Below are 24706 nucleotides of genomic sequence, written 5' to 3'. Positions count from 1 at the left end.
TCATAGCCGCCCCATGGCGGAGGCCATGGAAAACAATGCGATCCCCGTCGCAGTCGCCGCGTTGAGACTGTCGAGCTCGTCCGATTGCGGGATGCGGGCGCTCTGAAAGCGCGCCAGCAGTTCCTCCGGCAAGCCCTCCCCCTCCGTGCCGATGACGAGCGCCATGCGTGCCGCAGCCGGAATGGCGCGGATGTCGGTCTTCCCATGCGGCGAAAGCGTCCAGATGGTAAAGCCACGTTGGGCAAGCGCCAGAAGCAGGTCCAGCGCCTTGCCGCCGCGCCGGTGCGGAACGCTCAGCACCGAGCCGACCGATACACGCAATGCCTTGCGATAGAGCGGATCGCAGCAGGTTTCGTCGAGTAGCACGGCATCCGCCCGGAAGGCGGCAGCATTGCGAAACATCGAGCCGGCATTGTCATGGTTGGAAATGCCGCAGCCGACCAGCACCAGCGCCCGTTCCGGCAATGCGTCGAGAAGTGCTGCCTCGCCGCGGTCCTCTCGCTTGCCGAGGGCGAGAACGCCGCGATGCAGATGAAAGCCGACGATACCATCGAGCACTTCAGCCTCGGCGACATAAACCGGCACACTAGCCGGAAACCGCTCCAGGATGGATTGCAGGCCGTCGACGCGATTGCGCAGCAGCAGGATTTTCTCGGCCGAGAAGCCGCGACGTGCCGCATGCGCCTCGGCGAGCATGCGCAGCACGACAGTGCCTTCGGCGATAAAGCGGTTTTCCCGGCCCGTCAGGTCACGCTCTCTTATATCGCGAAACTCAGCAATGCGCGGATCGTTGGCGCTGTCGATGACGATCGGGGCGGCCATCCCGCCTCAATTCCCCGCGACGGTGACGTCGGCGACCGTGCGGCCGGTCCTCAGATCGAATACCAGCGCCTTCCTCGTGCCTTCAACCGTTTCTCCGAAGAACAGCATCTGTCCCGCCGAAAACGAGGTGGACTGCACCTTGAACCCGAGCGGCAGGGAAAGGGTCGCCGCAAGCGGTGCATCCGAGGGCACACCGGAGGCTGCGGCAGTGGACGCTGTCTCCTTGGGCTCGCGCATCGTCTTGTAGACAACAGCGCCGAAGACCGCCATAAGGCTGACGAACATGATGGCGCCGGATACAATCTGCAGGCGCACCATCTTGCGCCGGACACTTTCCATCGCCGGATCAAGGGGCTTCTCTTCCTGGTCGTCTGGCTCGATTGCTGTCATCTGTGCGTTCCGTTCTAAAAATACGTCGGAGAAGAAGCGTCTTGAGCGACCCCTTTAAACAAGCAGCCGGCATTAGAAAAGTCCTGACCGCTGATGAAACCGCCGAAGGCCGGCTCGACGCATGGCTGACCGCGCAAGTCGGTGAGGATTTTTCCCGCAGCCGCATCAAGGCGCTGATCAAGGAGGGGCTGGTTTTTTTGCGAGGCGAGCAGGTTACCGATCCGCAGCGCAAGGTGCGCGTCGGCGACAGCTTCGAAATCACCCTGCCCGAGCCTGAAGACCCGACCCCAAAGGGCGAAGATATCCCGCTCGACATCCTTTATGAGGACGATGACCTTATCGTCATATCGAAACCGGCAGGTCTGGTCGTCCATCCCGGCTCCGGTAACTGGACAGGAACGTTGGTCAACGCGCTGATCCATCATTGCGGCGATACGCTCTCCGGCATCGGCGGCGTGCGCCGTCCCGGCATTGTCCATCGTCTCGACAAGGACACGACAGGCGTCATGGTCGTCGCCAAGAACGACGTCGCCCATCGCCACCTCTCGCTTCAATTTGCCGACCACGGCCGCACCATGCCGCTGGAGCGGGCTTACCGGGCAGTCGTCTGGGGCCGTCCCCGCACTCTGTCGGGAACAATCGATGCGCCTCTCGGCCGCGCCACCGGCGACCGCACCCGCCGGGCCGTCAAGCGCCCCGACAGCCAGGATGCCGACGCGGCGATCACGCACTATGAAGTGATCGAGCGCTTCCAGGAGAACCCCGACGCGACCGCGCTCGCCTCGCTGGTCGAGTGCCACCTGGAAACCGGCCGCACCCATCAGATCCGCGTGCACATGGCCCATATCGGTCATCCGCTCGTTGGCGACACCGTTTATGGCGCCGGCTTCAGGACCAAGGCCAATCTTCTGCCCGAAGAGATCCGCAAGGTCGTCAATGGTTTCGGCCGTCAGGCACTGCATGCCTTCATGCTGCAATTCGAGCATCCCCGCACCGGCGAACTCATGCATTTCGAGGTGCCGCTGCCGGCCGATATGGTGAAACTGGTCGAGGCATTGCGGCAATAAGGCGGCTTCGGGACACCGCTCTCGCCGCCTCACACCTGCGTGAGCGGCACCTTGAACCGCCGTTTCGCCATACTTATCTGTATATAGACTTAGTGCGGGCTTGGAACAAAAGCCGCACGTCCCGGTTCGCCTTTTAACGCGGGGGGCGCGTTTCCATCGGGAGCCGGAATTCACTTTAGGAGGGTGCACTATGGCCCGAAATACCTTGCCGTCCATTACCGCCGGCGAAGCCGGTCTCAACCGTTATCTCGACGAAATCCGCAAATTCCCCATGCTGGAGCCGCAGCAGGAATATATGCTGGCCAAGCGTTATGCCGAGCATGGCGACCGCGACGCTGCCCATAAGCTCGTCACAAGCCATCTTCGCCTCGTCGCGAAGATCGCGATGGGCTATCGCGGCTACGGCCTGCCGATCGGCGAAGTCGTCTCTGAAGGCAATGTCGGTCTGATGCAGGCCGTCAAGAAATTCGATCCCGAACGCGGCTTCCGCCTCGCCACCTACGCCATGTGGTGGATCAAGGCCTCGATCCAGGAATATATCCTGCGGTCGTGGTCGCTGGTGAAGATGGGCACGACCGCCAACCAGAAGCGCCTGTTCTTCAACCTGCGCCGGCTGAAGGGCCGCATCCAGGCGATCGACGACGGCGACCTGAAGCCGGAGCACGTCTCGGAAATCGCCACCAAGCTGAACGTCTCGGAGGAGGAGGTCATCTCGATGAACCGCCGTCTCTCCGGCGACGCCTCGCTGAACGCACCGATCAAGGCGGCCGAAGGCGACAGCGGTCAATGGCAGGATTGGCTTGTGGATGACCACGACAGCCAGGAAGACGTGCTGATAGAACAGGATGAGCTCGAAACCCGCCGGCGCATGCTGGCGAAAGCGATGAGTGTTCTGAACGAACGCGAGCGCCGCATCTTCGAGGCCCGCCGCCTTGCCGAGGATCCGGTGACACTGGAAGATCTCTCGGCCGAGTTCGACATCAGCCGCGAACGCGTCCGCCAGATCGAAGTCCGCGCCTTTGAAAAAGTGCAGGATGCTGTTCGCAAGGAGGCCCTGGAACGCGCCAAGGCCATTCGCGTCGTCGAAGCCACGGCCTGATCGGCTGAACTCGAGAATTGCAAACGCCACCTCCTTAGACGGGAGGTGGCGTTTTTGTTTTGTGGCGGGCGATGCCGGCAGGAAGGGCGTTGAAGGGCGTGCCGTGCAGACCCCTCATCCGACCCTTCGGGCCACCTTCTCCCCGCTGGGGAGAAGAGGAGGAGCAAGCTGCTCGTCCTCATTTCCAAAAGAATGCTTAAAGAAATACAGGACGCTGCCACTATTCCCTTCTCCCCAGCGCGGGGGTCCGAAGGACGGGTCGAGACCTGTGGCTCGACCCCGGCTGGTGCCGGCAGGCGGATGAGGGTGTCGGTGGCACAACGCACCGAGAACCCACTCACTGGCTCGTCGAGACATCCCCGAGGGCAGTCCATTCCTTGATGGCTGTATTGAAGGCATTCGTTCCCGTACCACCCTTCTCCATCGTCAGCAGCGCGCGGCGGCCGTTGCGGTAGGTGATCGGAATATCGATCCAGTTGCGGGTCGACAGCAGATCGAGATTGGCCTTGCGTGCATCGGGGTAGTCGTTGAGCGCAATCATGTGGAAATCATCGGTGATCTTGGCCGGAACCGCGATCAGCGCGTCGCCGCGATCCTGCTCGGTGCGCTTCATCGAGATGCGCTGGACGCTTTCGATGCTGCCGCCTTCAAAGTTGGGCGGCACCGAAAAGACGATCTCGACGAGATGGCTTGCCGGCAGCGACGGATCGGAATTGCGCTTGAAGGTGACAAGCGCCGAGAGGTTGCGCTCGGGAACGGTGACATTGCCCTGTACCGTCGCTTCCTGCCGGCCGTCCTGGCCGGCCTCATGCTGGACGCTCCAGACAACAGTTCCTTCGATCGCCGTCGGCGAGCTCTGGCCGATACGCTCCTCATAGAGGAACATTTTTTCCGATGAACCAACCGGCGCAGCCTGCTGCGGCGATGCCGCAGGACCGTTCGGCGTCAGCGTTTCCGGCGGAGCCGCATCGCCTTGCGCACTGGCCGCAGGCGTATCCGCTGCCGCGACGTTCTGCTCGGCCACCGATTTTCCTTCGGCCGTCGGCGTTCCCGGCACCGTCGCCGGGCCGCTGTCGACTTCAGTTCCGTCGGAAAGCAGTCGTTGCGTAAATTTGGAATTGGCCGCCGCGCCGTCATTGTTCAATGACGCCACTTGCTGGTTCGGCTGTGCCGGTGCCGGCGGCGTATTCTGCGCTTCCGGCGCAGCTGGCTGGGCTGGCGTCGGCGTGGTCTGGGCCGGCGTCTCGGACCCCGACGGCGTCATTGCCGCCTCGTTCCTCGTAGCTTGCGATGGCGCCGAGCTGACAAGCCCATCGACCATCGCCACCAGCGCTTCTCTGTTCATCCAGCCGGCATAGGCGCCGCCACCGATCAGGATAAGTGCGAAGAGGAGAGTTATTATCGTGCCGATGCCGAAGCGGCGGCGCTTCGGTTCCATGCGGAAATTCTTGCCCTGCAGCTTCGAGGCGACGATCTGATCGATATCCATCGCCGGATTGGCGTCGTCATCGTCAGTGGCGATCGGACCGCGGCGGTCATAGCCACGCAGGGCCTTCGCTTCGCGCCATCCCTCGCTCGGCGCGCCGCCGGCGGGTGTAGGCTTGCCGTCGTGCACCTCCGCAAAGATATCAACGTCGTCGAAATGCGAGGAAACCGGCGTCTTCTTGTCGGTGCCCGCCTCGATCGGCGGCAAGTCGTCGAAGGCAGCCTTCTCCCAGGAGAAAGCTTCCTTGGCGGCCGGCATGACAGCGGCGGGCGCCATTTTCTCGAGATTCGATATGACGTCTTCGAAGGCACGCGCCGAAGCGTCGGCGGTAACTGGCGCCGTTTCCGAATATTGCCGGAGCTCCTCTTCGGCCCATTCGGTCTCGGCATCCTTGGGCGCCGGAGCCGGCGTCTCGACGGCAGGCTCGGCCCAGACAGGATCGAAATGTCCCGCAGCATCGGCCTGCAGCGGCTCCTCGCGGCTATGTTCGACGAACTCCTGCGCACGATCGAAATCGGCGACCGGCTCCACGAGCCGGTTGGATGCATGCTCCATGCCGCGTGTGATCGGCTGAAACGACTCGATGGGCTCGTAAGCCGCCTCGGCCTTCGGCTCGTGGCTTTCCGCCGTCGCCGGTTCGGCCGGAATCTCCTCGGCCGCCACAGGATGCTCTTCATCGGCACGATGCTCGTCGGCTTCCTCGTAGGAATGACCGGCAGGCGGCGTTTCGAAGCCGTGATGTTCCGGCTGCATTTCTTCGGCGGCGACGTCACGCGCCTCGCCGGCATGCCATTCCTCAGCCGGCGCCTCCTCCTCATGCGAGGGATGCCAATAGGTCTCGACGGGTGTAGCTGTCTCAGCGGAAACAGGCGTTTGTTCGGGCTCAGGTTCCGCGGAAGGCGGCTCCTCGGCCGCGACCTCTTCCTCAGTTTCCTGCCGTGCGTCGGCTTCCAGGTGATCGGGCTCGTGGACGGCGTCGGCCGTCGGCGAGCCCGCATCGGCTTCACCGGCCGGCTCGTCGATAGCTGTCTGGGGCGCAGGCGGTGACGTGCTTTCGTCAGGAACCGCTTGTTCTTCAAAGCTTTCCGGCGCAGCACCGGCGCCAGCCGTCTCATCGAGGGGCAACGCTTCGGAGTGTTCAGCCTCCACTTCGCGAATGGCGGCCTCGAGCTTTTCGAGCTGGCGTTGCAGCATGGCTTCCGGCGGACGCGGCTTCATGTTCTCGAGCTGCCGCTGCACCGCGCCGCGAGCACGTTCGTAGACTTTCACCCGCATCTCGGGGGTGTTTTCAGCCAGGCCGTCGACAGCCCGCCGAATAACTGCAATAAAATCCGCCATTCTTACTTTCTCAAGAAGTCCGGCCTTCTGCCGAACTGTCCTCAACAGTGGGCCGTGACCTTAATCCTCAAACGGATCGGTCACAAGTATCGTGTCGTCCCGCTCCGGACTGGTGGAAAGGAGCGCGACCGGCGCCCCGATCAGTTCTTCGACCTGGCGAACATATTTGATCGCCTGCGCCGGAAGATCCGCCCAACTGCGGGCGCCGACGGTCGATTCCTTCCATCCCTCGAGCGTGATATAGATCGGTTCGACCCGAGCTTGCGCTGCCTGGCTTGCGGGAAGATGATCAATCTGTTCGCCGTCGAGCATATAACCGACGCAGATCTTCAATTCTTCGAGACCGTCGAGCACATCGAGCTTGGTGAGCGCGATCCCCGTGATGCCGTTGGTGGCGACCGACTGGCGCACCAGCGCCGCGTCGAACCAGCCGCAGCGACGCTTGCGCCCCGTCACCACGCCGAACTCATGGCCCTTCTGGCCCAGGAATTCGCCGATCTCATCTTTCAGTTCCGTCGGGAAAGGCCCCTCTCCGACACGTGTCGTATAGGCCTTGGTGATGCCGAGGATATAGCCGAGCGAGCCGGGACCCATGCCGGAACCGGCTGCCGCCTGACCGGCCACCGTGTTCGAGGAGGTCACGAAGGGATAGGTGCCGTGGTCGATGTCGAGCAGGCTGCCCTGCGCGCCTTCGAACAGGATGCGGGCGCCCTTGCGGCGCTCCCGGTCGAGCAGCAGCCAGACGGTCTCGCGGAACGGCAGGACGCGCTCGGCGATCGAGGTCAGCTCGTCCATGATCGCCTGGTGGCTGACTTCGGCGACCCCGAGGCCGCGGCGAAGCGCGTTATGATGCGTCAGGATACGGTCGACCTTGCCGGAAAGGGTATCGAGATCGGCAAGGTCCATGACGCGGATGGCGCGGCGGCCGACCTTGTCTTCATAGGCCGGGCCGATGCCGCGGCGGGTCGTGCCGATCTTGGTGCCGCTGTTGGACGCCGCATCCTCGCGCATCGCGTCGAGTTCGCGGTGCAGCGACAAGATGAGGGTCGCATTGTCGGCGACGCGCAGATTGTCAGGCGTAACAGTCACGCCCTGCGCTTCCAGTCGGCCGATCTCGGCGATCAGCGCGTGCGGATCGACGACGACGCCGTTGCCGATCACGGCCATCTTGCCGGCGCGCACGACGCCGGAGGGCAGCAGCGAGAGCTTGTAGCTCGTGCCGTCGATGACGAGCGTATGGCCGGCATTGTGTCCGCCCTGATAGCGCACGACGATATCCGCACGTTCCGAAAGCCAGTCGACAATCTTGCCCTTGCCTTCATCACCCCATTGCGAACCGACCACGACTACGTTCGTCATCTAACTCTTCCTGTTACCGGCGCAGAACCGCGCACCTGCTCAAACCCGCGCATCTATAAAGCTTTGTTTTTGGGAAAGCGACCCTGTTGTCACAGCCGATTGGGCTTTTTACGTGACAAATCAGCAGCCGGCAGTCTATTTCCCCTGGGAAAAAGCCGATTATTTCTAGCAAAAAGACGAGGAAGAACGCTCTTGCAAGCCACGGCCTATATCTGCCTCGTCATCGCCACCCTCTGCTGGGGCGGCAACTCCGTCGCCGGCAAGCTTGCGGTCGGGCATATCAGCCCGATGATGCTGACCTTCCTGCGCTGGTTCCTCGCCGTCGCACTGATCGCCTCGATTTCGTTGCCGCAGCTGAAGAAGGATTGGCCGGTGGCGAGGAAAAACCTGCCGCTGCTCCTTTGCTACGGCGCCATCGGCTACACTCTCTTCAACGCCATGCTCTACTCGGCGGTGCAATATACGACGGCGATCAACGTCGCCATCGAGCAGGCCGGCATTCCGATGCTGATCTTCCTGTTGAACTTCTTCTTTTTCCGCACCGGCATCTCGCTGGCGCAATGTCTCGGCTTCGGCATGACGCTGCTGGGCGTGGCGCTGACGGCCGCCCATGGCGACCTCGCCACGCTGCTGCAGTTGCAGCTCAACCGCGGCGACGGGCTGATGCTGATCGCCATTGCCGCCTATGCGCTTTACACCATCTTCCTACGCTGGAAACCGGCGGTTGATTGGCGCACGCTGATGGTCTTCCCCGCCCTCGCCGCCATGTTGACCTCGCTGCCGCTGCTTCTTTGGGAGATCGGCCGCGGCGCGGCGCAGTGGCCGGACCAAGCCGGTTGGAGCATCACCTTCTATACGGCGATCTTCCCCTCATTGCTGGCGCAGATCCTTTATATCAAAGGCGTCGAGGCTATCGGCGCCAACCGCGCCGGTCTCTTTATCAATCTCGTGCCGGTGTTCGGAACACTGCTCTCAGTCGTCCTGATCGGAGAAAGGCTTCAGTCCTTCCATATGGTCGCGCTGATGCTGACGCTCGGTGGCATCGCGATCGCCGAAAGGGGCCGGCCGAAAGCGTCCGCTCCCACCGTGCCTGCCTCACCCGTGGATTAGGCTTAACCAAGCTCCAGCGTCGTCACGCCGAAGACGTGTTTCAGCGGGATGGCTGGCGCCGGCCCGCGATACATCCGCATCGTCTCGAACACCGGCTGAAGGCCCATGCCTTCGGCAAGCGCGATCGCCTCGCGGTTTTCGACCGGGATGTCGATGAATATCTGAGTCCCCTTTGCTTCGGGGATCAATTCGGCAAGCAGCGCCGCGGCGCTGTCTGCATCGTTGGCGAAAAGCGGGCCAATCTTATAGCCCTCGTAGCAGCGGCGGATCGTGCCGTAGCCGCGGATCTTGTGGCTTTTGCGGACCACGGCAGTGCGGCGCCCCTTACGGGCGGTGCACCAGGCGGCGAGGAAGGCATCCCGCGGCTGCGGAAAGACCGCCGCATCATAACGCTGCAGCCCTTCCAGGCGTGAATCCAGCACCGGCTGCGCGGCAAGCGTCGAAGTCGGCAAAGAGGAGGCAACACCGCCGTAACGAATGGTGGTATAGGCGGGCTCGAAGCCGGCCTTCCGATAATTCCCCTGCTGCGCGGCAACGCCGTCGAGACCGATCGTCCGGTCTTCCGCCGTGGCAATCCCCGCTTCCCAGATCGCCTTGCCGTAACCCTTGCCGCGGAAATCCGGGTGGACGATGTAGAGGCCGAGAAAGGCGAAGCTGTCGCCATATTTGACGACCGAGATCGAACCGACGGGGACTTCACCGATGGAGCCGACGAAAAATCCTGACGGATCGGCTTCGAGGAACGCAATCGAATCGTCGAGACCCGGATTCCACCCCTCCTGACGCGCCCATTCGAGCACGAGCTCCAATTCGCCGGGCCGCATCGAACGAACGGCAAATTCCGAATTCATGCGACCTTCCCAGATTGAATGTCCCGCAAGTCCATCCCGCCAACGGCAAAGCAATTGTCAGATCACCGCCATTCGATCGCACCGGACGAATGATGGAGAAGCCGCGCCGATGGTCTTGACCACGCGTATAATCGTTTTCGATGCAATGCAGTAAGCTTCGTTTCCGCATTACCATGAAACAATGCCGTTGCAAGCTCAAGAAAATTACTTGGCGCCCAATAACTTCCTGCCGGCGCGAATAAATGTCGCGACCAAATCTCCGCTTACTCAACCCGGAGGACGAGGAAGCATTTCAGCCGAAATCAGCCACTATGGCTGCCCTGCGCCAGATCAATGGTTGTGCCGCGGCGGGTTTTTCGCGATCTGGCGGAACTCCGAAGCCCCTTCCAGAACCGCGCCGTCCGACAGTTGCGTGACCGAACGGCGGTAGATCCGCTGCCACGGCGTTGCATCCGCCGGCACCGGCGGAATACCGTCACCCTTGCGCCGCTCGATCTCGGCGTCGTCGACGAGCATATCGCAGCGCCCCTGGTTGAAGTCGATGCGGATGAAATCGCCGGTGCGAAGCCAGGCGAGGCCGCCCCCGGCCGCACTTTCCGGTGATGCGTTGAGGATCGAGGGGCTGTCGGCGGTGCCCGACTGACGGCCGTCGCCGATCGTCGGCAGGCTGCGGATGCCGCGCTTCAACAGATGATCCGGCGGCTGCATGTTGACGACCTCGGCCGAACCCGGCCAGCCGAGCGGCCCCGCGCCGCGGATGACGAGGATGGTATCCTCGTCGATGCCGAGTTCAGGGTCGTTGATGCGCTTGTGATAATCCTCGGAACCGTCGAAAACCACCGCCTTGCCCTCGAACACACCTTCCCGCCCGGGCTCCAGAAGATAGCGCTGGCGGAAATCCTCCGAGACGACGCTCATCTTCATAATTGCAAAATCGAAGAGATTGCCCTTGAGAACGAGAAAGCCGGCCCGCTCCTTCAGCGGTTCGTCGAAGGGCCGGATGACCTCGCGGTCGCTGGCCTGGCGCCCGTCGAGGTTCTCGGCCATGGTCCTCCCCGTCACCGTGCGACAGTCGCCGTCGAGCTTTCCGGCCTGCAGCAGCTCCCACATGATCGCCGGCGTGCCGCCGGCGCGGTGATAGCGCTCGCCGAGATAGGCGCCCGCGGGCTGGACATTGGCCAGAAGCGGGATATCGAAGCCGTGCACCTGCCAATCATCGGGATAGAGTTCGACGCCGGCGTGTTTGGCCATCGCAGCCAGATGCGGCTGCGCATTGGTCGAGCCGCCGATCGCCGAATTGGTGCGGATCGCATTGAGGAACGCAGCCCGCGTCAGGATATCCGATGGCTTCAGATCCTCGAACACGATCTCGACGGCGCGCCGGCCGGTACGGTAGGCCATCTGCCCCCGCTCGCGATAGACGGCCGGAATGGCGCCGCAGCCGGTGAGCGACAGGCCGAGTGCTTCCGCCAGCGCATTCATCGTTGAGGCTGTGCCCATCGTATTGCAGTGGCCGACGGATGGAGCCGAATCGAGCGCGGCCTGCAGGAACTCCTCCCGATCGATTTCGCCTGCCGCATATTTCCGCCGCATCCGCCAGATGACCGTGCCGGAACCGGCCAGCTCCCCCTCGTGCCAGCCATCGAGCATCGGCCCGCCGGAGAGCACGATGGCCGGAATATCGACGGTCGAAGCAGCCATGATCGCCGAAGGCGTGGTCTTGTCGCAGCCGGTGGTCAGCACCACTCCATCGAGCGGATAGCCGTAGAGGATTTCGACAAGGCCGAGATAGGCGAGATTGCGGTCGAGGGCGGCGGTCGGGCGCTTGCAGTTCTCGAAGATCGGATGTGTCGGAAATTCGATCGGGATGCCGCCTGCGTCGCGAATGCCGTCGCGCACGCGCTTGGCGAGTTCGACATGCACCCTGTTGCAGGGCGTCAGATCGCTGCCGCTCTGGGCAATCCCGATGATCGGTTTGCCGGAGCGCAGCTCTTCCGGCGTAATGCCGTAATTCATGAAACGCTCGAGATAGAGCGCCGCCATGTCGATATGATCGGGATTGTCGAACCAATCCTGCGAACGCAGGCGGCGTTTCTTCGGTTGGCGGTCCGTCATCATTATCCTCCCGATCGGCCACTCTTCTCTTCGAAGTCGAGAAGCGGAGCGCTGCAGTCCGCCTCACCGTCTTCCGCAAGCACGCTGGCTTTGCCGACATCGCCTATCCAGATGGTGGAGATGGCGCCGATCCTCCCAACTCCTATCCGTCTTTGATAGTCCCCTCGTCCACGGTTGCAACCGTTTTGATGAACGTAACGCATTTTCGTCGGGTGTCAGAAAACGATACGGGCGAGAACCGAGGTTCCCGCCCGATTTACTCGACAAAGGAAGGTTGAATTCCGTCTATTCCGCTGCGAGCCGGATGACCTCGGCCTCTTCCTCCTTGTGCTCGTCCGGCTTGTGCTGGATGAGCGGACGATTACCCGTCAGCCGTCGCAGCAGCACGTAGAACACCGGCGTCATGAAGATGCCGAAGAAGGTCACGCCGATCATGCCGGAGAAAACCGCGACACCCATGGCCGCACGCATTTCCGCGCCGGCGCCCGTGGAGACGACCAGCGGCACGACGCCCATGATGAAGGCCATAGAGGTCATGAGGATCGGGCGAAGGCGCAGGCGGCTGGCCTCGACCGCCGCCTCCCGCGGCGTCCGGCCCTCAAACTCCAGTTCGCGGGCAAATTCCACGATGAGGATCGCGTTCTTCGCCGATAGACCAACAAGCACCACGAGGCCGATCTGGGTGAAGATATTGTTATCTCCACCGGTGAGCCAGACGCCTGTCAGAGCGGCCAGGACACCCATAGGTACGATCATGATGATCGCCAGCGGTAACGTCAGGCTTTCATACTGGGCGGCCAGTACCAGGAACACCAGCAACAGCGCGAGCGGGAAGACGACGACGCTCGAATTGCCGGCAAGGATCTGCTGATAGGTCAGATCCGTCCATTCGAAATCGATGCCAGCAGGCAGCGTCTCCCGAAGGATCTTCTCGATTGCCGCCTGGGCCTGACCGGACGAGAAGCCCGGCGCGGGACCGCCGTTGATATCGGCAGCGAGGAAGCCGTTATAACGGTTCGCCCGCTCCGGACCCGTGCTCGGCTCCACCTTGAGGAGCGCCGACAGCGGGATCATCTCGCCCGATGCCGAACGAACCTTCAGCTGGCCGATATCTTCCGGCTGGGCACGGAATTTCGCGTCGGCCTGCACGCGGACGCTGTAGGTGCGGCCGAAGGCGTTGAAGTCGTTCACATAGAGCGAGCCGAGATAGATCTGCAGCGTCTGGAAGACGTCGGTGACGGAAACGCCGAGCTGCTCGGCCTTGGCGCGGTCGAGATCGGCATAGAGTTGCGGCACGTTGATCTGGAAGCTCGAGAACAGCCCGGCAAGCTCAGGCGTCTGATAGGCCTTGGCAAGCACCGCCTTGGTCGCCTCGTCGAGCGCCTGGTTGCCGAGACCCGCCCGATCCTCAATCTGCAGCTTGAAACCGCCCGTCGTGCCGAGGCCGTTGACGGGCGGCGGCGGGAACATGGCGATGAAGGCATCCTGGATCGCACCGAACTTCTGGTTGAGCGCCATGGCGATGGCGCCGCCCGCAAGATCCGGCGTCTTGCGCTCCTCGAAATCCTTCAGCGTCACGAAGACGATGCCGGCATTCGAGGAGTTGGTGAAGCCGTTGATCGACAGGCCGGGGAAGGCGATTGCATTGGCGACGCCGGGCTGCGCGAGCGCGATATCGGTCATGCGCTTGATGACGTCTTCCGTGCGGTCGAGGCTTGCGGCATCCGGCAGCTGAGCGAAGCCGATCAGATACTGCTTGTCCTGCGACGGCACGAAGCCGCCGGGAACCGTGGTGAACATGCTGCAGGTCGCGCCGACCAGCGCCAGGTAGACCACCATGACGATGCTCTTGCGCGACACCAGGCCGCCAACACCCTTGCCATAGGCATTCGAGCCTGCGCCGAAGACGCGGTTGAAGCCACGGAAGAACCAACCGAAGATCGCGTCCATGAAGCGCGTGAGCCAGTCCTTTGGCGCGTCGTGGCCCTTCAGCAGAAGGGCGGCAAGCGCCGGTGACAGGGTCAGCGAGTTGAAGGCCGAGATGACGGTCGAGATCGCGATCGTCAGCGCGAACTGACGGTAGAATTGACCCGACAGGCCAGAGATGAAGGCGAGCGGCACGAAGACCGCTACGAGCACCAACGCGATCGCGATGATCGGACCGGACACTTCCTTCATCGCCTTATAGGTGGCCGCGCGCGGCGACAGGCCATGCTCGATATTGCGCTCGACGTTTTCCACCACCACGATCGCGTCGTCGACGACGATACCGATCGCCAGCACCAGCCCGAACAGGCTGAGCGCGTTGATCGAGAAGCCGAAGACATACATGACCGCGAAGGTGCCGATGATCGAGACCGGAACCGCGATCAGCGGGATGATCGAGGCGCGCCATGTCTGCAGGAAGACGATGACGACGAGGACGACGAGCGCGATCGCCTCGAGCAGCGTGTCGATGACCTTCTCGATCGAGGAGCGCACGAATTTCGTCGTATCGTAGACGATCTCGTATTTGACGCCCTCAGGCATGGCCAATTGCAGCTGATCCATGGTTGCGCGCACATTATCGGCGATTTCGATCGCATTCGAACCGGGCGCCTGAAGGGCGGCTACGGCGACGGCCGGCTTGCCGTCGAGCAGCGACCGCAACGTATAATCGGCGGCGCCAAGCTCGATGCGGGCGACGTCGCGAAGGCGGGTGATCTCGCCATTGGCGCCCGTCTTGACGATGATGTTGCCGAACTCCTCGGGCGTGCGCAGGCGGCCCTGGGCATTCACGTTAAGCTGCAGGTCGACGCCCGGCTGGCTCGGTGACGCGCCGATGATGCCGGCGGCCGCCTGGACATTCTGTGAGCTGATCGCGTTGCTGATGTCGCTGGCGGCGAGTTCATGCTCAGCGGCCTTCTGCGGGTCGATCCAGACACGCATCGAATAATCGCCGGCGCCGAAGACCTGCACCTGTCCGACGCCAGGGATGCGGGCGAGCCGATCCTTGATGTTCAAGGTCGCGTAGTTGCGAAGATAGGTGATGTCGTGGCTGTTCCCATCGGAGACAAGGTTGACGACCATGATGAAGTCGGGCGAGCTCTTGACCGTTGTGATCCCAAGCGCGCGCACTTCCGCCGGCAGGCGCGGTTCGGCCTGGCTGACGCGGTTCTGGACGAGCTGCTGCGCCTTGTCTGGGTCGGTACCGAGCTTGAAGGTGACGGTTACGTTGAGCACGCCGTCCGACGTTGCCTGGCTGGACATATAGAGCATGTCCTCGACCCCGTTGATCTGCTCTTCGAGCGGTGTTGCCACCGTTTCGGCAATGACGCTCGGATTGGCGCCGGGATAGGTGGCGCGCACGACGACCGACGGCGGCACGACGTTGGGATATTCGGAAATCGGCAGCGCCCGCAGGCCGATCAGGCCGGCAACCACGATGAGGACCGAAAGAACGCCGGCAAAGACCGGCCGGTCGACAAAGAATCTGGAGATGTTCATATCAAAGCCCTCTCCGGGGTGAACATGGATGCAACGTCCCTTTCCGGCGGGTGAGACGCCGCCGGCGGGTCATAATATTTCGGGTGTCGGCCTTCCCCCGCAGGGGAAGGCGGGATCTTACTGAGCGGTCGCGACCTTCTCTTCCATCTGCGGAACGACGACGGCACCGGGACGGATGCGCTGCAGACCGTTGACGACGATCTTCTCGCCGGCCTTCAGGCCGTTTTCGACCACCCGTTGGCCGTCAGCCAGCGTGCCGAGCTGGACCTGCCGGTAGGCCACCTTGTTCTCGCCGTCGACGACGAAGACGAACTTCTTGTCCTGGTCCGTGCCGACGGCCCGGTCGCTGATGACGATCTTGTTCTCGGCTTTCGGCTGGCCCATGCGCACGCGCACGAACTGGCCGGGAATGAGGCGTCCGCCCGGATTGTCGAAGACGGCGCGCACGCCGATCGTGCCGCTTGATGCGTCGACTTCATTGTCGATCAGTTGCAGCTTGCCTTTGATCGGCGTACCGTCATCGGCCAGCGTGCCGATTTCGACGGGGATTTGCTCGACCGGGGGCAGAGCGCTGTCGGTCTGCGGCAGTTGGGCAAGCGCCCGCGTCACCATCTCTTCGCTGGCGTTGAAGCTCGCATAGATCGGATCGACCGAAACCAGCGTCGTCAGCGCCGGCGAGGTCGATCCAGCTGCAACGAGGTTGCCGGCGGTTACCTCGATCTTGCCGATACGGCCCGATACCGGAGCGCGAACCTGCGTGTAATCGAGATCGAGCTGGGCCGACTGCAATGTGGCCTGCGCCGAACGCAGGCCGGCCTGCGCCTCGGCCAGTGCGCTTTGGCGCTGATCGAGATCGCTCTGGGAGATGGTGCGGTTGTCGGAAAGCCTGCGGCCGCGATCGAGCTCGGTCTGCGCCAGGCTGACCTTGGCTTCGGCCGAAGCGACCTGGCCTTGCGCCTGCGCCACGCTCGCTTGGTAGGGCGCCGGGTCGATGGTGAACAGCAGGTCGCCCTGTTTGACCAGTGCGCCCTCACGGAACGCCACCGACAGAATGGCCCCGGCAACGCGGGAGCGCACCTGCACGCGGTCGACCGCTTCCAGGCGACCGGAGAAACTTTCCCAGGCCGTCACGTCGCGCGCCGCGACCACGGCAACCGTCACCGGCACGGCCGGAGGCTGCGCCGGCTCGGATGCGGCCGTGGCAGCCGTGCTCATCGGCAATTCGAAAAACAATGCAGCGCCCGAAACGGACGCAATGAGACCTAAGCCGGCACCCACCAGGGCCCAGCGCTTGCTTCTGGACGTCATCAGTACTCTCCTTGCGGCCTCGAGCCGCCGAAATATCAGATCTTCTTCAATGCAATTGCGGTTGGACGCTTACGTCCTGAAGGAAACTCCCGAAATGGCGGCTGACGTGTTCCTGCCAACCGGGCGCTTCCCCGGATTTCCCACCATAAATCGAAGGCCAGCCCGTCCCGGCGGGAAGGACATGCTGGCGGACACCGACACCGGCCTTTTTCAGGCGGGCGCCATAACCGATTGTTTCATCGTGCAGAGGATCGTCCTCGGCGGTGAATATCAGTGCCGGCGCGACGCCTGAAAGACGCGAACAGAGGCAAGGCGCCGCATAGGGATGGCAGCCACCGCCGCTCAGGTAATGACTCCAGCCATCGGTCCAGCGCTGGCGCATACCGACGGCTTCCGCCTTGCGGATGGAGGACGTGCCCATGAACGGATCAAGCAGCGGCGAAATCAACACCTGGCCATCGAGTGCATCAGGCAACTGGTCGCGCGCCTTCAGTGCCACACCGGCGGCGACATTGCCGCCCGCCTCCTCACCGGCGACAAAAAGCAGCGACTTGCGGTCGCCCAGACCGGCAGCACGTTTGTTGGCGAGATAGCTGAAAACCGAGAAGGAAACTTCCAATGCCTTCGGAAACAGGTTGTCGGACAGGCTGCTATAGTCGACGGCGGCGACGATGGCGCCAGCCTTGGCGAGGCTCATCGCCACCGGGCGATCGACATTGGTCTCGCTGTCGAGAAAGGCGCCGCCATGCAGATAAAGCACGATCGGCGGACCCTTGCCATAATCGGCGCCCTGGTAGATACGTGCGGAAACGGGGCCAATGGCCACCTTGTCCAGCATCATATCTTTCCACTCCACCGTCATGCTTCCGGTCTCTTTCCGCATGGGAGCAAACAGGCACATTCCGCCGCTTGCATTTTGCACAAAAAAGATATTGTTATTCAGCACAGGGAATAAGAAGCAATATCGCGATTACACTGTTCCGATTTTCGAATAATGGTGCAACGCAAACTGCGGACTTGAAACCGATGGATCAGCTCTCGGCAATGCGCGTCTTCATCCGCGTCGTGGAGACGGGCAATTTCACCCGCGCCGCCGACATGCTCGCCATGCCCAAGGCGACGGTGACCAACCTCATTCAGGGCCTCGAAGCGCATCTGCGCACCAAGCTCCTGAACCGCACCACGCGCCGGGTCATGGTGACCACGGACGGCGCACTTTATTACGAACGCGCCGCCCAGATCATCTCCGAGCTGGAGGAACTCGATGGCAGCCTCTCCAATTCGCAAAGCCTGCCGAGCGGGCGGTTGCGCATCGAAATGAGCGGCGCCTTTGCCGACGCCATTGTCGTTCCGGCACTTTGCGATTTCTACCAGCGCTATCCCGATATCCGTCTGGACCTGGGGGTCGGCGACCGCACGGTAGACTACCTGGTCGAAAACGTCGATTGCGCGCTGCGGGCCGGCACGCCTACCGATCAGTCACTGATCGCCCGACGGGTTTCGGAGATGGAACTGATCACCTGCGCTTCGCCGAGCTACATTCAGAAATTCGGCATGCCCGAACGGCCGGAGGATCTTGAGGCCACGCACTATTCCGTCAATTATTTCCGCGCTCAGAACAACCGGACGCTGCCCTTCGAATTTCGCAGGGGCAACGAAATGGTCGAGACCACCCCGCGCTGCATCGCCTCGGTCAATGACAGCCGCACTTATCTGACCGCGGCCCTGACGGGGCTCGGCGTCGCGCAGGTTCCGACCTTCATGGCGCGTGAACCGATGCGGCGGGGCGAACTCGTCCGCGTGCTGCCGGACTGGCGCCGCGATCCGATACCGCTCTATGTGGTCTATCCGCCGAACCGCCACCTCAGCAACAAGGTCCGCGTCTTCGTCGATTGGCTGGTCAAGCTCCTGGTCGAGGCCAAGCTGAACGATTTCTAGAGCATGTCGCGCGGCGGCAAAACAGAGACGGCCCGGAAGGCAAGGGAAACCTTCGACGGGCCGTAAAATTTTGAACATCGGACCTGTCGCGCCGCAGACTGGGCGCGGCAGGCTCTGGAGGTTCGGGAGAGAGCGTCAGGGAACTCCACTCTCTCGCCGATAAAGCAACTATAGGCACTCTCCACACGATTGTAAGGGGGAAGACCTACAATCTTCGTTCACATGATTGCGATGAGGGCGCCTTCGTCAGATCACGCCGCCGTTGGCGCGCAGTGTCTGGCCATTGATCCAGCCGCTGTCCGGGCCGGCGAGAAAGGCGACCGCGGAGGCAATATCCTCGGGCGAGCCGAGCCGTTCCAGCGGGTTCATCTTCGCCATGCGGGCAATGAGTTCCTCCGTCTTGCCGTTGAGGAAAAGATCGGTGGCCACCGGCCCGGGCGCGATGGCGTTGACCGTGATGTTACGGCCGCGCATCTCCTTGGCCATGATCGCCGTCAGCGTTTCGACGGCGGCCTTGGTGGCGGCGTAGACGCCGTAGGTTTCGAGCTTCAGCCCGACGACCGAAGTCGAAAAGTTGATGACCCTGCCTCCGTCGCGCAGGCGCCGGGCCGCTTCCCTGAGCGTATTGAACGTGCCCTTGAGATTGACGCCGATCTGGCGATCGAAGTTTTCGTCGTCAGCCTCCGCGAGCGGCGACAGCATCATGATGCCGGCATTGTTGACGAGCACATCAACGCCGCCAAAGGCGCCTTCCGCAGCGTCGAACATCCGCTGGACGGCTCCAGCATCGCTGACATCCGCCTTTGCCGTCAGCGCCCTGCCGCCAGCCTGCTCGATCTCCCGGGCGAGCTCCTCGGCCGCGGCCGCACTGCCGGAATAGTTGACGACGACGGTGAAACCATCGCTGGCGAGGCGTCTGGCAACGGCCGCGCCGATGCCACGGGAAGCGCCGGTGACCAGTGCGACCTTGTTGTTTTTGTTGGAAGCCATTGTTCTTCTCCTTCTGCGCCACGGGCGTTTTCGATGAGAAGAAGATGCGCCTTTTCCTGCGGCGCATAATCGTGCATTCTCCGGCATCACTATCCGGAGAATACGAACAAACAAGATGGACAAATTCGATGCCATGCGTGTGTTCTGCCGCGTTGTGGAGCGCCGCAGCTTCACCCTCGCAGCGGAAGACACGGGCCTGCCGCGCTCGACCGTTACCGACGCGGTCAAGCAGCTCGAGGCCCGCCTCGGTGTTCGCTTGCTCCAGCGCACGACACGCCATGTCAGCCCGACGCTCGACGGCGAAGCCTATTACCAGCGCTGCCTGTCGATCCTCGCCGACATTGAGGATGCGGAAGGGGCCTTTGCCGGCGCCAGACCGAAAGGCCTGCTGCGCGTCGATGTGCACGGCACGCTCGCGCGCCATTTCGTGCTGCCGAGCCTGCCGTCCTTTCTGGAGACCTATCCCGAGATCGAGTTCTATATGAGCGAAGGCGATCGGCTGGTCGATCTGGTGCGCGAAGGCATCGATTGCGTGCTGCGCGTCGGTACGCCTGCCGAAAGCGATATGATCATCAGGCGTGTCGCCATGCTTGATGAGATCACGCTCGCCGCTCCCGCCTATGTCGCCGCCCGCGGCCTGCCGCAGCATCCGGACCAGCTTGCCGGCCATCGCATGGTCGGCTTCCGCTCGAGCAGCACCGGCGGTCTGCTGCCGCTCGAATTCATCGTCGATGGCACCGTACGCAACATAATCATTCCCGCGACCGTCACCGTCAACGCCGCCGAAAGCTATGTTGCTGCAGCGAGGATGGGCCTCGGCCTCATCCAGATCCCGCGCTACCACGCCGAAAAAGACCTGTCCGACGGCACCCTGGTCCAAGTGCTTCCGGATTTTCCGCTGACCCCGACGCCGGTCTCCCTGCTCTATCCCCGCAACCGCCAGCTTTCGCCGCGCGTGCGCGTCTTCATCGATTGGCTGGTGAAGGTCTTCGCTCGACAAAATTCCAAAAACACGCTTTGCTAATATGAGCGGTTGGGGGAAGGGCCATGGCACTCAGCGATATTACCGTCTACCAGACGGAAGACGGCTTCGTCGTCGAGTTCGGCGGTGAAGGTGAAGACAGCATTGCCGTAACGCTGCGGAGCGCACCCGAACTGACGTTGGAAAACGCGGTCGCGCGCGCCAAGGTCCTGCTTGCGGCAGCAATCGAACCAGCCCATGGCGACGGCGCGCGCAGCAAGGATCCGGCCCTGCTCGAAGAGGAACTGGAGGAAGGCCTGGAAGATTCCTTCCCAGCGAGCGATCCGGTCTCGGTTACATCATCCTCGATCCCCATGCGTGATCCGAATGCCGGCCGCTGAGGCGGCATCAAATGGTTTTGGGATGACGGCGGCGGCAGCGAATGTTATCTGCCTCGGTTATGACCGATGGTGGAATGACAAAGGGCGCGATCGGCGCCGACGCGCTTGCCGGCGAAGGCCTCAGGGCGTTTTTCGAGCGCGACGCGATCACTGTGGCCCGCGACCTGCTCGGCTGCCATCTGACCGTGGATGGCGCCGGCGGCCGCATCACCGAGACCGAAGCCTATTTCCCCGATGACGAAGCCTCGCACAGTTTTCGCGGGCCCACCAGGCGCAACGGCGCCATGTTCGGCCGGCCCGGCAATGTCTACATCTACCGCATCTATGGCATGTACTGGTGCCTGAACTTCGTCTGCCATCCAGGCTCGGCCGTGCTGATCCGGGCGCTCGAGCCGGAAACAGGAATTGCCGCCATGATGGAGCGGCGCGGCACCGATATGCTGACGGCGCTCTGCACCGGCCCGGGCAAGCTCTGTCAGGCGCTTGGCGTCGACATCGAAATCAACGATAGGCTGCTCGACCGTCCGCCCTATGCGCTGACGCCGTCTGCGCCGGTGCCTGTTGTCTCGGGAAAACGCATCGGCATCACTAGAAATGCCGAAGCACCGTGGCGCTTCGGCATTCAGGGATCGCGGTATCTCAGCAAGCCGTTTCGCTAAGCAATTCCAGCAAAAGTGTGAAGCGGTTTTGTCGGGAAAAACCGGGAAACCGGCTTTTCCCAGGAATTGCGTAAACGTCCGAGTCTACTCCATGACCGCGCTATGGTCGACGGCGGGCGCCGCTTTCGGCTTGCGCAGCAAGAGCACCAGCGGGATGACCGCGAGCGACATCAGCATCAAGAGCTTGAAATCGTCCATATAAGCGATGATCGTTGATTGCAGGGTGATCATCTCGTTGAGCGAAGCGCGGCCAGTGGCCGTCAGGGGGCTCAACCCTTGCGCCGCCACCGCATTGAAGGCGTGGTTGAAAGGCGTCACATAGGCCGCAATCGACTCGTGATTGCTCTGCGTGTTCTCGACGATCAGCGCCGAGACGATCGAGATACCGACCGCCGAGCCGATGTTTCGCGACAGATTGTAGAGACCGGTGCCGTCGCCACGCATTTGGGCGGGCAGCGTCGCGAAGGCAATCGTCGTCAGCGGCACGAAGAGAAAGCCGAGGCCAGCGCCCTGGATGAAGCCGACCGAGACAATCGTCCATTGCGAAACATCTGGCGTCCAACCCGTCATGTCGTACATCGCCCAGGCGGTCAGGCCGAGACCGAGCACCAGCAACACGCGCGTATCGACCTTGCCGATCAGCCGCCCGACGATGAACATGCAGAGCATGGTGCCGAGCCCGCGCGGCCCCATAACGATGCCGGCGGTAATGACGGGATAGCCCATCAGCGTCTGCAGATAGGGTGTCATCAGCGCCAGCGAGGCGAGGTAGGTGACGCCAACCACGAAGATGAAGATCATGCTGACCGTGAAGTTCTGGTCGAGAAACAGCTTCGGATTGACGAAGGATTTCTCCGCCGTCAGCGTGTGCACCAGAAGCAGATAGAACGCGGCGGCGCAGACAATCGCTTCGACCATGATCTCGCCCGAGGAGAACCAGTCGAGCTGCTCGCCGCGGTCGAGAAAGAGCTGCAGCGCGGCGATGAACAGGCTCATCATCCCGAAGCCGAACCAATCAAGTTTGGCGAGCAGATCCCGCTTGGTCTCGCTGACGAAGATGACGATGCCCATGAAGGCGAGCGCGCCGATCGGCACGTTGATATAGAACACCCAGCGCCAGCTGATATTGTCGGTCAGCCAGCCGCCGATGACAGGGCCGAGCACTGGCCCGACCATGACGGAGACACCAAAGAGGGCCATGGCCGAGCCGCGCTCCTCCACGGTATAGATGTCGAGGAGGATGCCCTGGGAAAGCGGCACCAGCGATGCGCCGAACAGGCCCTGAAGCAGGCGGAAGGCAACGATTTGGTTCAAGGATTGCGCCAGGCCGCAGAGCACCGAAGCAACCACGAAACCGGCGATGGCGACGAGCAGCACGCGCTTGCGACCGAACTTGGCGGCGAGGAAACCGGAAGGCGGCGTCATGATCGCTGCCGCGACGATATAGGAGGTCAGGACCCAGTTGATCTGGTCGGCCGACGCCGACACGCTGCCCTGGATATAGGGCAGCGCCACATTGGCGATCGTCGTATCCAGCGCCTGCATGATGACGGCGAGAATGACGCAGGCCGTGATCGCACCGCGATTGGCGACGGGGGTCGCCGGAGATGCGGGAGCGTTATTCATCATCCTTGCCCTGAGGCCGGCCCAGAAGCGTGTTGACGAAGTCGGGCAGGCCTCTGATATGGCCGGTATCGACGTCGACCACGGTGCTCATGCCGACGCGCAGCGGCGGCTTGCCTGCGGTATCCTCGATGCTGACGCGCATCGGAATGCGCTGCACGACCTTCACCCAGTTGCCGGTGGTGTTCTGCGCCGGCAGTAGCGAGAAGCTGGAGCCGGAAGCCGGGCTGATGCTCTCAACCTTACCCTTCCACGTCACACCGGGATAGGTGTCGACGTAGATCTCGGCGGTCTGACCTGGCTTGACATAGGTCAGCTCGGTTTCTTTCGGGCTGGCGGCGATCCACAGATGATCGGTGGCGACAAGCGAGAAGGCTTGCTGCGAAGCCTGCAGATAGGAACCGACCTGCAGCGCATTGACATTGGTGGCGATACCGTCGAAGGGCGCCTTGACGACGCTGTTGTCGAGTTCGCGCCGGGCATTGTCGACATTCGACTTGGCTTGCAGGTAGAGCGGATTTTCTTCGACCGGCTGGTCGGCAGAACCGCCGAGCTGGGCGAGCGTGGTTGCGGCTTCCGCCTTGGCGACGGCAACCTTCTGCTGCGCGGCTTCGAGATTGTGCTTGGCCTCGTCATAGGCAGATTGCGTCGCGCTGCCGTTGTTGACGAGGTTCTGCTGCCGGTCGAACTGATCCTGGTAATAGGGCAGGTCCGCTTGCGCCTGAGTGATCTCGGCGAGCGACTGCTGATAGCTCGCCTTGAGATTCATGATCTGGTTGCGCTGGACGCCGAGCTGCGCTTCGGCGCCGGCAAGTGCGATCTTGAAGGAGTCGACCTTCAGGCTGAACAGCACCTGCCCCGCCTTGACCGCCTCGTTCTCATGCACGTCGATCTGGTCGACGATGCCGGAGACATCCGTGGTGACCCCGACCATATCGGCCTGGATATAGGCGTTGTCGGTCGACATCACCTGACCGCCATTGACGTAATAATAGCCGCCGACGACGAGCGCCACGGGCAGGAGCGCGAACAGGATCGGCCGCGTGAGACTGCGCCGGCGGCGGACCTTGCTACCGCCAGGCGCAGCCACGGCGACAGCCGGCGCTGAATTGGATGAAGGCGCTTCGGCTACCGTTTCCTGCTGTTTCGCTTCATTTTCTTCAATAGGAGACTTGGCATTGGCGTCGGCAACGACGCGCAGGGGAGATTGATCAGCCATCGTTCATCTCATTCTCGTCAACCGGGGTCCGGCATGCCTGGACCAGGTTGGTCTTCATTACGGACAGGATATGAAAAAGCTGCTCGCGCTGCTCGGCTGAGACACCTTCCAGCGCCTCGGCGCGGGTGACATCGCCAAGTTCGCGCATTTCGGCGAGCAGAGGATGCGCCTCGTCGCGCATGTAGAGCAGCCAGATCCGCCGGTCGGTCGGATGCTGGCGGCGCTCGATGAGCCCGCGTTCGGCGAGCTTGTCGAGAATGCGCACCAGCGTGATCGGCTCGACTTCGAGAATTTCGGCAAGGCCGCTCTGGTGGATGCCCTCGTTGTTCGAGAGATAGGCGAGCGTCTGCCATTGCGAGCGTGTCAGCCCAAGACACTTAGCACGTTGTTCGAAGCGCTTGCGTAGCAGTCGTGCGACATCGTGGAGAAGGAAACCGAGTGTGGGCGTGGCGTTCATGGAAACCTATGCCGGATATTTATAAGC

At 62.4% G+C, this 24706-nt stretch carries 20 protein-coding genes; 7 read left to right on the top strand and 13 right to left on the bottom strand.

All coding sequences use genetic code 11. The features are described 5' to 3' along the window. Together QWJ46_RS00395 and QWJ46_RS00390 are read right to left on the bottom strand one after the other, a co-directional pair. On the bottom strand, positions 1-822 hold the full coding sequence (locus QWJ46_RS00395; protein WP_302748509.1) for an RNA methyltransferase: 822 nt from the start codon (positions 820-822) through the stop codon (positions 1-3). Positions 823-828: 6 nt separating this feature from the next. After that, a complete protein-coding gene (locus QWJ46_RS00390) occupies positions 829-1212 on the bottom strand; it encodes a hypothetical protein (protein WP_184453660.1) in 384 nt (127 codons plus the stop codon). Between the two features lie 41 nt (positions 1213-1253). Here QWJ46_RS00390 and QWJ46_RS00385 point away from each other — a divergent pair, with 41 nt between their 5' ends. Next, the gene (locus tag QWJ46_RS00385) at positions 1254-2279 is read left to right on the top strand and encodes an RluA family pseudouridine synthase (protein ID WP_302748507.1); all 1026 of its coding nucleotides are present in this window, start codon (positions 1254-1256) and stop codon (positions 2277-2279) included. A 190-nt stretch (positions 2280-2469) separates the two neighbouring features. Then, positions 2470-3378 (top strand): RNA polymerase sigma factor RpoH, encoded by a 909-nt coding sequence (rpoH, locus tag QWJ46_RS00380; protein ID WP_085779205.1) that lies wholly within the window; start codon positions 2470-2472, stop codon positions 3376-3378. 337 nt (positions 3379-3715) lie between these two features. On the opposite strand, the gene QWJ46_RS00375 is transcribed toward rpoH, so the two are convergent. Together QWJ46_RS00375 and QWJ46_RS00370 are read right to left on the bottom strand one after the other, a co-directional pair. Next, complete coding sequence (locus tag QWJ46_RS00375; RefSeq protein WP_302748504.1) at positions 3716-6202, bottom strand: hypothetical protein; 2487 nt, start codon at positions 6200-6202, stop codon at positions 3716-3718. A 60-nt stretch (positions 6203-6262) separates the two neighbouring features. Then, positions 6263-7561 carry an adenylosuccinate synthase gene (locus QWJ46_RS00370; protein ID WP_302748502.1) on the bottom strand — a complete coding sequence of 433 codons (1299 nt, stop codon included), beginning with the start codon at positions 7559-7561 and terminating at the stop codon, positions 6263-6265. A 192-nt stretch (positions 7562-7753) separates the two neighbouring features. Between QWJ46_RS00370 and QWJ46_RS00365 the strand changes: the two genes are divergently transcribed. Then, on the top strand, positions 7754-8671 hold the full coding sequence (locus QWJ46_RS00365; RefSeq protein ID WP_302748500.1) for a DMT family transporter: 918 nt from the start codon (positions 7754-7756) through the stop codon (positions 8669-8671). Positions 8672-8673: 2 nt separating this feature from the next. Here the strand turns inward: QWJ46_RS00365 and QWJ46_RS00360 are convergent, their stop codons facing one another. From QWJ46_RS00360 to QWJ46_RS00340, 5 genes are all read right to left on the bottom strand, one after another. Continuing rightward, entirely contained in the window at positions 8674-9522 is an 849-nt protein-coding gene (locus QWJ46_RS00360; RefSeq protein WP_302748498.1) for a GNAT family N-acetyltransferase, read from the bottom strand. A 330-nt stretch (positions 9523-9852) separates the two neighbouring features. Next, complete coding sequence (locus QWJ46_RS00355) at positions 9853-11637, bottom strand: IlvD/Edd family dehydratase (RefSeq protein WP_302748496.1); 1785 nt, start codon at positions 11635-11637, stop codon at positions 9853-9855. Positions 11638-11922: 285 nt separating this feature from the next. Beyond that, a complete protein-coding gene (locus tag QWJ46_RS00350) occupies positions 11923-15123 on the bottom strand; it encodes an efflux RND transporter permease subunit (RefSeq protein WP_302748494.1) in 3201 nt (1066 codons plus the stop codon). A gap of 117 nt (positions 15124-15240) precedes the next feature. Then, positions 15241-16431: an efflux RND transporter periplasmic adaptor subunit gene (locus tag QWJ46_RS00345; RefSeq protein WP_184453643.1), complete on the bottom strand. Its 1191-nt coding sequence runs from the start codon at positions 16429-16431 to the stop codon at positions 15241-15243. A 46-nt stretch (positions 16432-16477) separates the two neighbouring features. Beyond that, positions 16478-17293 carry an alpha/beta hydrolase fold domain-containing protein gene (locus tag QWJ46_RS00340; RefSeq protein ID WP_184453641.1) on the bottom strand — a complete coding sequence of 272 codons (816 nt, stop codon included), beginning with the start codon at positions 17291-17293 and terminating at the stop codon, positions 16478-16480. A 164-nt stretch (positions 17294-17457) separates the two neighbouring features. Between QWJ46_RS00340 and QWJ46_RS00335 the strand changes: the two genes are divergently transcribed. Continuing rightward, positions 17458-18369 carry a LysR family transcriptional regulator gene (locus QWJ46_RS00335; RefSeq protein WP_184453639.1) on the top strand — a complete coding sequence of 304 codons (912 nt, stop codon included), beginning with the start codon at positions 17458-17460 and terminating at the stop codon, positions 18367-18369. Between the two features lie 246 nt (positions 18370-18615). On the opposite strand, the gene QWJ46_RS00330 is transcribed toward QWJ46_RS00335, so the two are convergent. Next, on the bottom strand, positions 18616-19359 hold the full coding sequence (locus tag QWJ46_RS00330) for an SDR family oxidoreductase (RefSeq protein WP_302748490.1): 744 nt from the start codon (positions 19357-19359) through the stop codon (positions 18616-18618). Between the two features lie 115 nt (positions 19360-19474). On the opposite strand from QWJ46_RS00330, the gene QWJ46_RS00325 reads away from it, so the two are divergent. From QWJ46_RS00325 to QWJ46_RS00315, 3 genes are read left to right on the top strand one after another with little or no spacing between them, the layout of a single operon-like run. After that, a complete protein-coding gene (locus tag QWJ46_RS00325; RefSeq protein WP_302748488.1) occupies positions 19475-20383 on the top strand; it encodes a LysR family transcriptional regulator in 909 nt (302 codons plus the stop codon). 23 nt (positions 20384-20406) lie between these two features. After that, positions 20407-20721 (top strand): hypothetical protein, encoded by a 315-nt coding sequence (locus QWJ46_RS00320; RefSeq protein WP_184453633.1) that lies wholly within the window; start codon positions 20407-20409, stop codon positions 20719-20721. 59 nt (positions 20722-20780) lie between these two features. After that, on the top strand, positions 20781-21380 hold the full coding sequence (locus QWJ46_RS00315) for a DNA-3-methyladenine glycosylase (protein WP_302748892.1): 600 nt from the start codon (positions 20781-20783) through the stop codon (positions 21378-21380). Positions 21381-21464: 84 nt separating this feature from the next. Here the strand turns inward: QWJ46_RS00315 and QWJ46_RS00310 are convergent, their stop codons facing one another. From QWJ46_RS00310 to QWJ46_RS00300, 3 genes are read right to left on the bottom strand one after another with little or no spacing between them, the layout of a single operon-like run. Then, positions 21465-23006: a DHA2 family efflux MFS transporter permease subunit gene (locus QWJ46_RS00310; protein WP_302748891.1), complete on the bottom strand. Its 1542-nt coding sequence runs from the start codon at positions 23004-23006 to the stop codon at positions 21465-21467. After that, positions 22999-24222, bottom strand: coding sequence for an HlyD family secretion protein (locus QWJ46_RS00305; protein WP_302748486.1), 1224 nt, complete (start codon positions 24220-24222; stop codon positions 22999-23001). Before QWJ46_RS00305 ends, QWJ46_RS00310 begins: the two co-directional genes overlap by 8 nt. Next, the gene (locus QWJ46_RS00300) at positions 24215-24679 is read right to left on the bottom strand and encodes a MarR family winged helix-turn-helix transcriptional regulator (protein WP_302748485.1); all 465 of its coding nucleotides are present in this window, start codon (positions 24677-24679) and stop codon (positions 24215-24217) included. Before QWJ46_RS00300 ends, QWJ46_RS00305 begins: the two co-directional genes overlap by 8 nt. Positions 24680-24706 lie beyond the last annotated feature (27 nt).

Source organism: Rhizobium sp. CBN3 (genome assembly GCF_030518245.1).
GTDB classification, from domain to species: Bacteria; Pseudomonadota; Alphaproteobacteria; order Rhizobiales; family Rhizobiaceae; genus Rhizobium; species Rhizobium aethiopicum_A.
Note: the sequence above shows the minus strand (reverse complement) of the source record. Positions and strands in the feature narration are given on the sequence as shown.

What these genes read in the sequence shown, in the direction of transcription:
- QWJ46_RS00395 (WP_302748509.1), bottom strand. Translation starts at nt 822, where the DNA reads ATGGCCGCCCCGATCGTCATCGACAGCGCCAACGATCCGCGCATTGCT.
- QWJ46_RS00390 (WP_184453660.1), bottom strand. Translation starts at nt 1,212, where the DNA reads ATGACAGCAATCGAGCCAGACGACCAGGAAGAGAAGCCCCTTGATCCG.
- rpoH (WP_085779205.1), top strand. Translation starts at nt 2,470, where the DNA reads ATGGCCCGAAATACCTTGCCGTCCATTACCGCCGGCGAAGCCGGTCTC.
- QWJ46_RS00375 (WP_302748504.1), bottom strand. Translation starts at nt 6,202, where the DNA reads ATGGCGGATTTTATTGCAGTTATTCGGCGGGCTGTCGACGGCCTGGCT.
- QWJ46_RS00370 (WP_302748502.1), bottom strand. Translation starts at nt 7,561, where the DNA reads ATGACGAACGTAGTCGTGGTCGGTTCGCAATGGGGTGATGAAGGCAAG.
- QWJ46_RS00360 (WP_302748498.1), bottom strand. Translation starts at nt 9,522, where the DNA reads ATGAATTCGGAATTTGCCGTTCGTTCGATGCGGCCCGGCGAATTGGAG.
- QWJ46_RS00355 (WP_302748496.1), bottom strand. Translation starts at nt 11,637, where the DNA reads ATGACGGACCGCCAACCGAAGAAACGCCGCCTGCGTTCGCAGGATTGG.
- QWJ46_RS00350 (WP_302748494.1), bottom strand. Translation starts at nt 15,123, where the DNA reads ATGAACATCTCCAGATTCTTTGTCGACCGGCCGGTCTTTGCCGGCGTT.
- QWJ46_RS00345 (WP_184453643.1), bottom strand. Translation starts at nt 16,431, where the DNA reads ATGACGTCCAGAAGCAAGCGCTGGGCCCTGGTGGGTGCCGGCTTAGGT.
- QWJ46_RS00340 (WP_184453641.1), bottom strand. Translation starts at nt 17,293, where the DNA reads ATGACGGTGGAGTGGAAAGATATGATGCTGGACAAGGTGGCCATTGGC.
- QWJ46_RS00335 (WP_184453639.1), top strand. Translation starts at nt 17,458, where the DNA reads ATGGATCAGCTCTCGGCAATGCGCGTCTTCATCCGCGTCGTGGAGACG.
- QWJ46_RS00330 (WP_302748490.1), bottom strand. Translation starts at nt 19,359, where the DNA reads ATGGCTTCCAACAAAAACAACAAGGTCGCACTGGTCACCGGCGCTTCC.
- QWJ46_RS00325 (WP_302748488.1), top strand. Translation starts at nt 19,475, where the DNA reads ATGGACAAATTCGATGCCATGCGTGTGTTCTGCCGCGTTGTGGAGCGC.
- QWJ46_RS00320 (WP_184453633.1), top strand. Translation starts at nt 20,407, where the DNA reads ATGGCACTCAGCGATATTACCGTCTACCAGACGGAAGACGGCTTCGTC.
- QWJ46_RS00315 (WP_302748892.1), top strand. Translation starts at nt 20,781, where the DNA reads ATGACCGATGGTGGAATGACAAAGGGCGCGATCGGCGCCGACGCGCTT.
- QWJ46_RS00310 (WP_302748891.1), bottom strand. Translation starts at nt 23,006, where the DNA reads ATGAATAACGCTCCCGCATCTCCGGCGACCCCCGTCGCCAATCGCGGT.
- QWJ46_RS00305 (WP_302748486.1), bottom strand. Translation starts at nt 24,222, where the DNA reads ATGGCTGATCAATCTCCCCTGCGCGTCGTTGCCGACGCCAATGCCAAG.
- QWJ46_RS00300 (WP_302748485.1), bottom strand. Translation starts at nt 24,679, where the DNA reads ATGAACGCCACGCCCACACTCGGTTTCCTTCTCCACGATGTCGCACGA.